The sequence below is a fragment of the Mesorhizobium sp. M1050 genome (assembly GCF_040318715.1).
Taxonomy (GTDB): Bacteria; Pseudomonadota; Alphaproteobacteria; order Rhizobiales; family Rhizobiaceae; genus Mesorhizobium.
Window position 1 is genome coordinate 1 of sequence record NZ_JAMYMV010000017.1, and the last position, 11,767, is coordinate 11,767.

Sequence of the window (11,767 nt, forward strand, 5' to 3'; positions counted from 1 at the left end):
CCCCCCCCCCCCCCCCCCCCCCCCCCCCCCCCCCCACCCCCCCCCCCCCCCCCCCCCCCCCCCCGCCCCCCCGCCCCCCCCCCCCCCCCCCCCCCCCCCCCCCCCCCCCCCCCCCCCGCGACTGCAATGCCGGTTGCCGATCCGGGGAGAGAACCGGAATCAACCCCAACCCGATCCATGGACTTGGCGACAAGCGGCTCTAAATCGACTAGAATAGCGCTTGAACGAAAAGTGGCAGCTCCGGGCGGCCATCCTGGCGGTGACCGCCCCGACATACGGGAGGAAGGTTATGGCCGGCTTTCATGTCATGGCGGACGCACGTGGAATGCATGTGCAGCCAGCAGTGCGGCGCATTACCACGTCGGACCTTTGGGATGCACTGCGCCTCGGCGCCGAGGATTTCTGGGCAAAGCCATCGCATTACGTGTTCCTGTGCCTGATCTATCCCATAGTCGGCCTGATCCTGACGCGGTGGACGTCGTCTGGCGCCAATGCCATCCAGCTCATCTACCCCCTGATGTCGGGTTTCGCGCTGGTTGGGCCGTTTGCCGCGATCGGCCTTTACGAGATCAGCCGCCGGCGCGAGCTCGGCATGGACACCTCCTGGTGGCATGCCCTTGACGTGCGCCGCTCGCCGGCGATTCCGTCGATCGTGGTGATCGGGGTGATGCTGGTCGCGCTGTTCCTATTGTGGCTGTACACCGCCCAGTCGATCTACACTGGCCTGTTCGGCGATCGGCCCCCGTCCTCGATCGGCGGCTTCGTCCGCGAGGTGCTGACGACCAGCAAGGGCTGGACGCTGATCCTTGCCGGCAATGCTGCGGGTTTTGTCTTCGCCGCGGTCGTGCTGGCCACCACCGTGATTGCCTTCCCGCTGCTGCTCGACCGCGATGTCGGCGCCGTTTCGGCCATCGAGACCTCGGCGCGGGCGGTCCTGACCAATCCGCTGCAGATGGCGCTATGGGGGCTGATGGTCGCCGTGCTTCTGGTGATCGGCTCGATCCCGGTGTTTGCCGGGCTCGCGGTGGTCATGCCGGTGCTCGGCCATGCCACCTGGCATCTCTACCGCAAGGTGGTCGAGCCGGAGCGCGCGCAGCAGCCAAAGAGGCCGATGTAACGAAGCGCTCTCAGCGCTGCGCGTCGGTCGCCATCTTCAGCGCCAGGGCCGCCAGCACGGTGCCCATCATCCAGCGCTGGATGACCAGCCATAGCGGCCGGCCGGCGAGGAAGGTAGCGATCGAACCGGCCGTCACCGCGATGATGGCATTGACGCTGAGGCTGATCGTGATCTGCGTGGCGCCCAGCACCAGAAGCTGCGACAGGACATGGCCTTTGCCCGGGCTAATGAACTGCGGCAGCAGCGACAGATACAGCACGGCCACCTTCGGATTGAGCAGATTGGTCATCAGGCCCATCGCGAACAGCTTGCGCGGCCTATCCCTTGGCAGTTCGCGCACCTGGAATGGCGAACGCCCGCCCGGCTTCACCGCCTGCCAGGCAAGCCAAAGGAGATAGAGCACACCGGCAAAGCGCAGCGCGTCATAGGCATAGGGCACGGCGAGCAGCAGTGCGGTGATGCCGAAGGCCGCCGCCAGCACATAGAAGAGAAAGCCGAGCGCCACGCCACCGAGCGAGATCAGCCCGGCCTTCGGCCCTTGCGACAGGGAACGCGAGATCAGATAGATCATGTTGGGGCCCGGCGTCAGCACCATGCCGAGGCAGACCAGCGCGAAGGCGAGATGATTGGCGGTTTCGGGCATCGGTTCGTTCCCCTGCCGTGGGTACATGATCCCGCGAGCCGTTGAGATGTGCCTGTCCCGGCAGGCGCGCGCAAGAGCATGGTTGCGCCAGCCGTTGCGCCAGTTGGTTGCCGATGCCTTCGCATCAACCGACGATGTGGGTCAAATGTTCGGAGACTTCTTTCATTTCACGAGAGTAATACGGCGGCTAGCATACATCTCGCGATTTCCAAGAGCGGCCGTGCAATCCGTTCTGACGGATGAGTTTCCCGTCATCTGCACGGTCTTGCCAACAAGTCTCAGGCAGTCGCCTTGGCCGCTCATATCCGAGTTGCCGGCGTAGGAAATGGGAGCGTCAGGCGCATAGACGAAGCCGCTGATCACGGAATTTGCGCCGCCATTCAGCGTCAGGGCGGACGTGTTCCCGCGATCCTCGAAAATGGTGATGCCGGCGTAAGGGCCGCTGGTCGGCGGGGAAAGGTTCACCTGCTCATTGGCGTTTATGTAGATCTGTGCGCCCTCCATGAGGAATATAGTCACGCCCTGGCCGGTCAGGCTACCGTTGCCTCCGGGCTTGATGGCGGTGCCGCGCAGGATGTAGACGCCCGGATCAAGTGTGATGTTTCCCGACAATGTTTTGTCGCAATAGGTGCCGGGTGACAGCCTGTAGGTCTTGCCGTTCCCGTTCGGGACCGGCAGACACAATGTGAAGGGAGGAGGGACGACGTCGGCCAAAGGATCAAACGACGCATATTGATGTTCGAGCGGCGTTCCACAGGTGAGATTGGCGTTGGGTAACGAAAGGCCGGAAGTGCCGCCGACGGTCGAGACGCAGCCCGCTGAAACCAGCGCGGAACCGCCTCTGTTCACAGCATCGGACGCATCGGAGTTTGCCGCGATCACGCAGTTGGTCATCGAGACATTGGTCGAGCCCTGCAGGCTCACGGCGGCCGATGCCTGCGGATCGAGCGCCAGCACGCAGGCTTGCGCGCCGGGTTCCAGTTTGACCGAGGCGGAGCGGTGAGCCTGCCAGGACGGCGCGCCGCGGATAAAGCTTGCTCGGCTGATGCTGGAGGAAACCGAGATGTAGTAGGCGCTCGCGTCCCGGCTGGCTGCCGCCGAAAAGTTGGAGACGCTGCCCGAATATTCCTGCTGGTCGGCGGTGCTCATGTTGGCCGAGAAAAATGTCAGCCCGAGCGCCCGGACATCACCTGCCGTCATGCCGGGCGAGTACTTCGTGCCGACGGCGAGCCCAGCCGCGTCCAGTGAGTTCTGCAATTGCGCGGCGTCGTCGCTCGTGCCCACCAGATCCATGATGCCGGCCACGCCGACCATTATCGGCAGCATCGCTATGGCGGTCGCCAAGGCGAAGTTGCCGCGCCTGTCGCGCGCGAATCTGAGGATCATCGCCTTCAGCATCCCTGCCCAGAAGCCAGTTTTCGGCATGACAATGCTGACAAAATGCTAAATTTCATGTTGCTGGATGCCTCAAAGACCGGCCAGCTCTTTGATGGTTCGTTAACCATGCGGCCTCGACGGCACAGTAATGCGCCGCCGTGACAACTCTCTGAAGCGGCGAAAACATCGGCGCCGCACTCCTTTGTGCGAGGCATCCGCTACCGCTCTCGCGGCCACGCCGAAAGCGGGTGACAGGCCGGGGCGGTTCGGCTAATCCGAACCGGCTGCGGCGAACCGTCGGCCGTGGTGCTCGTGGTGATCATGACTAAAGGAAATGGCATGGCGGATTCGCCTGAAATCATCGGCTCGCTCGAAGACGTGTCGAAGACCTATTCGGCAATCCTGTGCGATGTCTGGGGCGTGGTCCACAATGGCGAGAGCCATTTCCCGGTGGCGACCTCGGCGCTTGCGAGGGCTCGAGAGGTAGAAATCCCCGTCGTCCTGATCACCAATTCGCCGCGCAGAAGTGCCGATGTCGTGGCGCAGATGAACGCGATCGGCGTTCCACTATCAGCCTACGACCGGGTGGTCACGTCGGGCGACGTGACCCGAGATTTGATCGCCGAGGGCCCGCGCAAGATTTTCCATATCGGCGCCGACCGTGACTTCACCCTCTATGAAGGTCTCGACGTCGAACTTGTCGAGGAATTCGAGGCGTCCGGCGTCGTCTGCACCGGTCTATTCGATGACGAGGTCGAGAAGCCCGAGGATTACACCGAGCTTCTGCGGCGGCTGCGCGCCAGGAACCTGCCCTTCATCTGTGCAAATCCCGACATCGTGGTCGAGCGTGGCGAACGCCTCATCTGGTGTGCCGGCGCGCTGGCACGCGTTTATGCCCAACTCGGCGGCCGCACATTGATCGCCGGAAAACCCTACGCGCCGATCTACAACGTCGCCATGAAGGAGGTTGTGGAGCTTCTCGGCCGGCCGGTCGAGCGCGGCCAGGTGCTGGCCATCGGCGACGGAATGATGACGGATGTGAAGGGCGCTGCCGACAATGGTTTCGACGTTCTCTATGTCTCCGGCGGTATCCATGCCCGCGACTATGGCGACGCACTTCAACCGGATCCGGCAAGGCTGGCGGCCTTCCTGGAAAAGCATGGATATCGTCCGGTGGCCGTCATTCCCAGACTGCGGTAGGTGACTATGGCAGCTTTCCAACACATTCTCGCAACCGCACCGCTGCCCGCCGACCTGCGCGGCGGCGTGGTGGCGATCGGCAATTTCGATGGCGTCCATCGCGGTCATCAGGCGGTGCTCGAGCGGGCATTGACTGAAGCCGGGCGGCGCGGGGTGCCGGCCCTGGTGCTGACATTTGAACCGCACCCGCGCAAGATTTTCAGGCCCGAAATACCGTTGTTCGTGCTGACGCCGCCGCCGATGAAAGCGCGGCTCCTGTCCCTGCTGGGTTTTGCCGCGCTCGTCGAACAGCCGTTCACACGCGACTTCGCCTCGCTGTCGGCAGAAGCATTCGTGACCGATGTGCTGGAAAAGAACCTTGGCATAACCCACTCCGTGACCGGGTTCGATTTCCATTTCGGCAAGGATCGTCAAGGCGGTCCGGCTTACCTGATGGCAGCCGGCGAGCGTCACGGCTTCGGCGTCACGCTCGTCGACGCCTTCCGTGACGAGGGCGCCGAGGTGATCTCGTCCAGCCGCATCCGCGGGTTGCTGAGCGAGGGCGAGGTGGCCGAGGCCGCCGGACTGCTCGGCTATCACTTCACCGTCGAAAGCGAGGTGGTCGGCGGCCAGCAACTCGGCCGCACACTTGGCTTTCCGACTGCGAATATGAGGCTGTCGGCCGAAGCCGCCCTGAAGGAGGGCATCTATGCCGTCAGCTTTCGCCGCGCTGACGGCACGCTTCACGACGGTGTCGCCAGCTTCGGCCGTCGCCCGACGGTCGACGACAATGGTGCGCCGCTGCTGGAAACCTTCGTCTTTGATTTCTCCGGGGATCTCTATGGCGAGATCTGCCGGGTTTCCTTCTTCGGGTTCCTGCGCCCCGAGGTGAAGTTCGAAGGGCTCGACGCGCTGGTCGCGCAGATGAAGCGCGATGAAGCCGAGGCGCGCACGCTGCTTGCCGGCGTCAAGCCGCTCTCCGACCTTGACGCTGCTATAGCCTTTTGAACCATGATCCCGAAAAGTGGGAACCGGTTTTCGGACCAGATCATGCACAAACGGGACACTACCTTTTCAGCGCCAAACCGACGGCAATGAAGGTCCAGCCTTGGAAGATCAGGTCGATCGCCAGGAAGAGCCCGAGCACCCACAGGCTGTTGACCGGCCAGCCCATGGCGATGACCAGGCCGGCAAGTGCGCTGATGACACCGGCCGCGACGACCCAGCCCCAGCCGCGTTGCGGCCGGTGGCTGTAGCCGACCCAGGCCCTGAGCACGCCTGACGCGACCAGCGCGATCGCCAGCAGGAACGTCAGCACCGCCGAGGCAAGCAGCGGATTGTTGAAAGCGAAGAAGCCTGCGACGGCATAGAGCAATCCGCTGAGCAGCCAGTAGAAGAAGCGGCCCCACGTCTTGACCCCGAACGCATGCACGATCTCGATGACGCCCGCCACCAGCATCAGCCATCCCACGACGTAGACCGAAGCCACCGTGGCGATGAACAGATTGCCGAATGCAATGCCGCCGAAGATGAGCAGCAGCACGCCGAGCGCGACAAACCACCCCCATTTTGTCCGGGTCTGTTCGATCGCGATTTTCAAGGCGTCGCCATTCAGGGTCATTGTCGCGGTCTCCACCAAGGGCTGCGGGATGATGCCGGACGTTAGTCCCGGCGCCGGTCAGCGTCCAGTCGATGGCCGGCAGTGAGGGATCGTCGCAAACCCAGCCGATGTCTCGGGTTTAAATCAAATTTTACCAAACGGCCGTCAAAGCTGTCATCGGTAACGGTGTGCGTCGTGTTAGTGGAGTGGCCATGAGTCCGGTCGGAAAAATCTCTCTGGTGTTGGCCGCAGCGCTGGTCGGTTGGGCGGGCACTGCCAATGCGGGCGAGGGCAGCTGGTTGTCCGGTGACTGGTATCTGACAGTTGGCGCCACGGGCATGGTGGCGCCGAACTTCGAGGGCGGCAAGAAGTATCTGCTCAGCGCTTCTCCGATCATATCGCTGGGCAAGGTCGGACCGGCGGCACGTTTCACCTCGCGCAACGACAACATCTCGCTGGCGCTGGTCGACGATGGCGGTGTCCGCGCCGGCCTGACCGGCAAATTCCTGTTTTCCCGTGACGATGACAATGCTGATGAGTTGAAAGGCCTCGATCCGGTGCGCTGGGGCGGCGAAGTCGGCGGCTTCTTCGAATTCTATCCGACGGATTGGCTGCGTGCCCGCGCCGAGCTGCGCCACGGCATTCGCGCTCACAACGGCTTTGTCGCCGACATCTCTGCCGACGCTTTCTACGATGTGACGCCAACCCTCAGGATTTCGGGCGGACCGCGTGTTTCATTCGCCTCGGCCGGTTACTTCGACGCCTACTATGGCGTCGACGCGCAGGAAGCCGTGGCCTCGGGCCTTAGCGAATATCACCCCGGTGGCGGCCTGAAATCGACCGGCCTCGGCGGCGCAATAACCTGGAAGGTGACCGAGCCGATGACCGCCAGCCTGTTTGGCGAATATTCGCGCCTGATGGGACCGGCCGCCGATTCCAGCCTGGTCAAGGAACGCGGCGACCGCAATCAGTTCATGATCGGCGTGTCGACCACCTATCGCTTCGATTTCACGATGTAAGTGAATCGAACGAGACGCTTTATTCCTGCGCTCATCTCCGCTAAAAGCCGGGGCATGACGAGCTTTTCGCGCCTTTGCAGGCTGACGATACGAATTATGAGCCCGGTGTTCCGGGCGGCCTGAAGGTCGCCGGAACCGCCGGGAATGTTGCGCGCGGCCTCTCGCGCTTTTCCAGATCATAAGGCATGTCGCCCAAAAGTGGCCCCGGTTTTGGGAAAACGACATGCGTAAAAGTATAGTTCAACGCCCGAGCTGCTTAGCCGCCGGGCAAATGCACATGGCAGATCAATGACCGATACAGCGATGACCGACACCAAAGAAACGATCGATTATTCCAAGACGCTTTATCTGCCGCAAACGGATTTCCCGATGCGCGCCGGCTTGCCGGAGAAGGAGCCTCTGCTGGTCAAGCGCTGGCAGGATATGGACCTCTACCGCAAGCTGCGCGAGAGCGCGGCCGGCCGTACGAAATACGTGCTGCATGACGGCCCGCCCTACGCCAATGGCAACATCCATATCGGCCACGCGCTGAACAAGATCCTCAAGGACGTCATCACCCGCTCGTTCCAGATGCGCGGCTATGACTCGAACTATGTGCCCGGCTGGGATTGCCACGGTCTGCCGATCGAATGGAAGATCGAGGAGCAGTATCGCGCCAAGGGCAAGAACAAGGACGAGGTGCCGGTCAACGAATTCCGCAAGGAATGCCGTGAATTCGCCGCGCATTGGATTTCGGTGCAGGGCGGTGAGTTCCAGCGGCTCGGCGTCATCGGCGACTTCAAGAATCCCTATACGACGATGGCATTCCACGCCGAGGCGCGCATCGCCGGCGAGCTGTTGAAATTCGCCATGTCGGGCCAGCTCTATCGCGGCTCGAAGCCCGTGATGTGGAGCGTGGTCGAGCGCACGGCGCTGGCCGAAGCCGAGGTCGAGTACCAGGACTATGAGTCCGACACGATCTGGGTGAAGTTTCCGGTCGCCAGCCTCGTCCGCCCAATCGAAGGGGGCGAGACCAAACTGACGGAAGGAGCGCTCGATCTGCTGCAGGCCCATGTCGTCATCTGGACGACGACGCCGTGGACGATCCCGGGCAACCGGGCAGTCAATTATTCGCCGCGCATCAGCTACGGCCTCTACGAGGTAATGGCGGCCGAGAACGCGTTCGGCCCGCAGCCGGGTGAAAAGCTGATTTTCGCCGATGCATTGGCCGAAGACTCCTCGGCCAAGGCCAAGGTCACCCTGGATCGACTTCGCAGCGTTTCGGCGCAAGAGCTTGGAAGCCTTACGCTTTCGCATCCGTTCAAGGGGCTTGGCGGCGGCTACGAATTTGCCGTGCCGATGCTCGCCGGCGACCATGTCACCGACGATGCCGGCACCGGCTTCGTCCACACCGCACCCGGACACGGCCGCGAGGACTTTGACGCCTGGATGGATGCGGCGGTGGATTTGCGCGCACGCGGCATCGACAGCGCCATCCCGTTCGCCGTCGACGACGGCGGCTTCTTCACCAAGGACGCGCCGGGTTTCGGACCGGACCGCGAGGGTGGACCGGCGCGCGTCATTGACGACAACGGCAAGAAGGGCAACGCCAACCAGGCCGTCATCGACGAGCTGATCAAGCGCAACGCGCTGTTCGCGCGCGGCCGGCTGAAACACTCCTACCCGCATTCCTGGCGGTCGAAGAAGCCGATCATCTTCCGCAACACGCCGCAATGGTTCGTCTATATGGACAAGGATCTCGGCGACGGCTCGACGCTGCGCAGCCGTGCGCTGAAAGCGATCGACGACACCCGTTTCGTGCCCGCCGCCGGCCAGAACCGCATCCGCGCAATGATCGAGGAACGTCCCGACTGGGTGCTGTCGCGCCAGCGCGCCTGGGGCGTGCCGATCGCCGTCTTCGCAGATGCCGACGGCAATGTGCTGAAGGACGAGGCGGTCAACCAGCGCATCATGGACGCATTCGAGAAGGAGGGTGCCGACGCCTGGTTCGCCGCCGGCGCCAGGGAACGCTTCCTCGGCAATCACGATGCGTCCAGGTGGAAGCAGGTGATGGACATCCTGGACGTCTGGTTCGATTCGGGCTCGACCCACGCCTTCACGCTGGAGGATCGTCCGGATCTGAAATGGCCGGCCGACGTCTATCTCGAAGGCTCCGATCAGCATCGTGGCTGGTTCCACTCCTCGCTGCTGGAAAGCTGCGGCACCAGGGGCAGGGCGCCTTACGAAACCGTCGTCACCCATGGCTTCACCATGGACGAGGACGGCCGCAAGATGTCGAAGTCGCTTGGCAACACCGTGGTGCCGCAGGACGTCATCAAGCAGTCGGGCGCCGACATCCTGCGCTTGTGGGTGGTGACGACGGACTATTGGGAGGATCAGCGCCTCGGCAAGAATGTGCTGCAGACCAACATCGACGCCTACCGCAAGCTGCGCAACACCATCCGCTGGATGCTGGGCACGCTTGCCCATGACGATGGCGAGGAGGTGCCGCTGGAGAAAATGCCGGAGCTGGAGCGGCTGATGCTGCACCGGCTTGCCGAACTCGATGAGGTCGTGCGCGCGGGCTACGACGCTTTCGAATTCAAGCGCATCACCCGTATGCTGCTCGATTTCATGGTGGTCGAGCTGTCGGCCTTCTACTTCGACATCCGCAAGGACGCGCTCTACTGCGACGCGCCCTCGAGCGTGAAGCGCAAGGCTTCGGTGCAAGTGGTGCGCCATCTCTTCGACTGTCTGGCGAAATGGCTGGCTCCGATGCTGCCCTTCACCATGGAAGAGGCCTGGCTTGACCGTCATCCTGACGCCGTCTCGCTGCATCTCGACCAGTTCCCGCAAATCCCGGCGGACTGGAAGAACGAGGCGCTGGCCGAAAAGTGGCGCAAGGTGCGGCAGGTGCGACGCGTCGTCACCGGCGCGCTGGAGATCGCGCGCGCCCAGAAGGTGATTGGGTCGTCGCTGGAAGCGGTGCCGGTCGTCACCATCAACGATGCGGCACTCGAAGCGGCGATATCGGATGTCGACATGGCCGAGATGGCGATCACCAGCGATCTGGTAATCGCTCATGGGCAAACGCCTGTGGGAGCCTTCACGCTTGACGACGTCAGGGGTGTCGCCGTGGTGGTCGAAAAGGCCGAGGACCGCAGCTTGGTGAAATGCGCACGCTCCTGGCGCTACACCGCGGATGTCGGTCAGGATCCGGAATTCCCCGACGTTTCGGCGCGCGATGCGGCGGTGCTGCACGAATTGAAGGCGCTTGGCCGGCTTTGACAGGCCAGCCAGCCAGGTTGATGGGTGCACAAATGCCACGCCGGGCGGGCGAAAACCGCCCGCGCGTTGCCCTTAACGACTGGTTGAGGTAAACACGCGAAACTTCGGAAGACAAATTGTCGCCGGATTTCAGTCGCAAGTGCTTGGACGATGGGAACCGGTCACAACGCCGGTGGCAATCGAAAGGGCTGTCTAGAGTGGGACTTTTTGGCATGACCGAGAGATATAATGCGCGCCTGGCGCTGCTGGCGCCGCTTGTCGCATCGGGCCTGGCTTTGTCCGGCTGCATGGGCTCTCCGACCTATGGCACCGACAAGACCGCCGGCGAACAGCTGGCTGGCGATCTGACCGGCGCCTTTTCGATCGCGCCGAAGCACAAGGAGCAGATCGACTACAAGCCGCGTCCGACGCTGGTGAAACCGGCGCCAGGCCAGAAGGAAGCGCTGCCGGCGCCGCAGGACAGCATCGAGACGGCGAGCGCCGAATGGCCCGAATCGCCCGAGCAGCGCCGCGCCCGCTTGCGCGCCGACGCCACCGCCCACCAGAACGACCCGGCTTACCAGTCGGAGATCGTCGACGACGTGCAGACCGACCCGGCCTCGGTGAAGAAGGCAATGGCGGATTCAGGCTCGAGCCACCCGCCGGCGTGGAGCCCAGCCGATTCAGACAAGGGTCGCGCCGCCGAGATCCAGCGCCGGCTTGCCGACAGCAAGCAGGGCGACCCGAACACCCGCAAATATCTGAGCGAACCGCCGGTGCAGTATCGTGTCGCAGCCGGCACGGCGCCGCAGAACGAGCTTGGCGAGGACGAGTACAAGAAGGAACGCCGCCTGAAGAAAGAGGCGGAGGGCAAGAAGGGCAGCGGCTGGTTCGACTGGCTGCCGTCGCTCTAAAAAACGGACGGTCCGCGTTGCCTGCCGTTGACCGGCCTTGCGCCCGGTTCAGTCGCGCCGTTCCTGGAAAAATCCTTTGAGCAATAGGGCCGCTTCGGTCTCGCCGAGCCCTGGATAGATGTCGGGCGTGTGGTGGCAGGTTGGCGAGGCGAAGAAGCGCACGCCATTGACCACCGCGCCGCCTTTGTCATCGGCGGCGCCGAAATAAAGCCGGCGCAGCCGGGCGAAGGAAATAGCGCCGGCGCACATGGCGCATGGCTCCAGCGTTACATAGAGATCATGGCCGGTCAGCCGCTCCGCTGACAGCTTGCGGCAGGCTTCGCGGATGACCAGCATCTCGGCATGCGCCGTGGGGTCGGCAAGCTCGCGGGTGCGGTTGCCGGCACTGGCAACGACCGTGCCGCCGTTGGCGATGACGGCGCCGACCGGCACTTCGCCGCGCAAGGCTGCCGCTTCCGCCTCTTTCAGCGCCATCGCCATGAAATCCGGTCGCTTCACTTGGTGTCCATTCCGATTATCTCCTCGCCACCCCCGGCTTTTGGTTTTCGTTTGTCTTGCCGGAAAACCGGTCTCCACTTTTCCCTGACAAACTCTGATGATCCTGTTATTGAGCGCATCAACCCGAAAATCGGACTCGATTTTCGGAAATGATCATGCGCCAAATCAAAGTGC

At 63.2% G+C, this 11,767-nt stretch carries 11 protein-coding genes; 7 read left to right on the forward strand and 4 right to left on the reverse strand.

Annotation, left to right across the window (positions count from 1 at the left end; all coding sequences use genetic code 11):
• Both NKH57_RS12300 and NKH57_RS12305 read left to right on the forward strand, forming a co-directional pair.
• A partial coding sequence (locus NKH57_RS12300; RefSeq protein WP_352944460.1) for a hypothetical protein occupies nt 1-203 on the forward strand: 203 nt, incomplete at its 5' end.
• 86 nt (nt 204-289) lie between these two features.
• Nucleotides 290-1,117: a DUF2189 domain-containing protein gene (locus NKH57_RS12305; RefSeq protein ID WP_352944462.1), complete on the forward strand. Its 828-nt coding sequence runs from the start codon at nt 290-292 to the stop codon at nt 1,115-1,117.
• A 10-nt stretch (nt 1,118-1,127) separates the two neighbouring features.
• Here the strand turns inward: NKH57_RS12305 and NKH57_RS12310 are convergent, their stop codons facing one another.
• On the reverse strand, nt 1,128-1,760 hold the full coding sequence (locus NKH57_RS12310; RefSeq protein ID WP_352944464.1) for a LysE family translocator: 633 nt from the start codon (nt 1,758-1,760) through the stop codon (nt 1,128-1,130).
• Between the two features lie 162 nt (nt 1,761-1,922).
• The gene (locus tag NKH57_RS12315; protein WP_352944466.1) at nt 1,923-3,158 is read right to left on the reverse strand and encodes a TadE/TadG family type IV pilus assembly protein; all 1,236 of its coding nucleotides are present in this window, start codon (nt 3,156-3,158) and stop codon (nt 1,923-1,925) included.
• Between the two features lie 318 nt (nt 3,159-3,476).
• Here NKH57_RS12315 and NKH57_RS12320 point away from each other — a divergent pair, with 318 nt between their 5' ends.
• The gene (locus NKH57_RS12320; protein WP_352944468.1) at nt 3,477-4,337 is read left to right on the forward strand and encodes a TIGR01459 family HAD-type hydrolase; all 861 of its coding nucleotides are present in this window, start codon (nt 3,477-3,479) and stop codon (nt 4,335-4,337) included.
• A 6-nt stretch (nt 4,338-4,343) separates the two neighbouring features.
• Nucleotides 4,344-5,324, forward strand: a complete 981-nt coding sequence (locus NKH57_RS12325; RefSeq protein ID WP_352944470.1) for a bifunctional riboflavin kinase/FAD synthetase — start codon at nt 4,344-4,346, stop codon at nt 5,322-5,324.
• Between the two features lie 58 nt (nt 5,325-5,382).
• Here NKH57_RS12325 and NKH57_RS12330 read toward each other — a convergent pair whose 3' ends face one another.
• Nucleotides 5,383-5,937, reverse strand: coding sequence for an HdeD family acid-resistance protein (locus NKH57_RS12330; protein WP_352944472.1), 555 nt, complete (start codon nt 5,935-5,937; stop codon nt 5,383-5,385).
• A gap of 191 nt (nt 5,938-6,128) precedes the next feature.
• Between NKH57_RS12330 and NKH57_RS12335 the strand changes: the two genes are divergently transcribed.
• The 3 genes from NKH57_RS12335 (at nt 6,129) to NKH57_RS12345 (ending at nt 11,095) form a co-directional block, all read left to right on the forward strand.
• Nucleotides 6,129-6,935: a MipA/OmpV family protein gene (locus NKH57_RS12335; protein ID WP_352944474.1), complete on the forward strand. Its 807-nt coding sequence runs from the start codon at nt 6,129-6,131 to the stop codon at nt 6,933-6,935.
• A gap of 303 nt (nt 6,936-7,238) precedes the next feature.
• Complete coding sequence (gene ileS / locus NKH57_RS12340) at nt 7,239-10,202, forward strand: isoleucine--tRNA ligase (protein WP_352598932.1); 2,964 nt, start codon at nt 7,239-7,241, stop codon at nt 10,200-10,202.
• Between the two features lie 212 nt (nt 10,203-10,414).
• Nucleotides 10,415-11,095: a hypothetical protein gene (locus tag NKH57_RS12345; RefSeq protein WP_352598930.1), complete on the forward strand. Its 681-nt coding sequence runs from the start codon at nt 10,415-10,417 to the stop codon at nt 11,093-11,095.
• Between the two features lie 48 nt (nt 11,096-11,143).
• Here the strand turns inward: NKH57_RS12345 and NKH57_RS12350 are convergent, their stop codons facing one another.
• The gene (locus NKH57_RS12350; RefSeq protein WP_352944476.1) at nt 11,144-11,593 is read right to left on the reverse strand and encodes a nucleoside deaminase; all 450 of its coding nucleotides are present in this window, start codon (nt 11,591-11,593) and stop codon (nt 11,144-11,146) included.
• Nucleotides 11,594-11,767: the final 174 nt, after the last annotated feature.

Coding starts and splice junctions, on each gene's coding strand:
- NKH57_RS12305 (WP_352944462.1), top strand. CDS start 290: ATGGCCGGCTTTCATGTCATGGCGGACGCACGTGGAATGCATGTGCAG.
- NKH57_RS12310 (WP_352944464.1), bottom strand. CDS start 1,760: ATGCCCGAAACCGCCAATCATCTCGCCTTCGCGCTGGTCTGCCTCGGC.
- NKH57_RS12315 (WP_352944466.1), bottom strand. CDS start 3,158: ATGCTGAAGGCGATGATCCTCAGATTCGCGCGCGACAGGCGCGGCAAC.
- NKH57_RS12320 (WP_352944468.1), top strand. CDS start 3,477: ATGGCGGATTCGCCTGAAATCATCGGCTCGCTCGAAGACGTGTCGAAG.
- NKH57_RS12325 (WP_352944470.1), top strand. CDS start 4,344: ATGGCAGCTTTCCAACACATTCTCGCAACCGCACCGCTGCCCGCCGAC.
- NKH57_RS12330 (WP_352944472.1), bottom strand. CDS start 5,937: ATGACCCTGAATGGCGACGCCTTGAAAATCGCGATCGAACAGACCCGG.
- NKH57_RS12335 (WP_352944474.1), top strand. CDS start 6,129: ATGAGTCCGGTCGGAAAAATCTCTCTGGTGTTGGCCGCAGCGCTGGTC.
- ileS (WP_352598932.1), top strand. CDS start 7,239: ATGACCGACACCAAAGAAACGATCGATTATTCCAAGACGCTTTATCTG.
- NKH57_RS12345 (WP_352598930.1), top strand. CDS start 10,415: ATGACCGAGAGATATAATGCGCGCCTGGCGCTGCTGGCGCCGCTTGTC.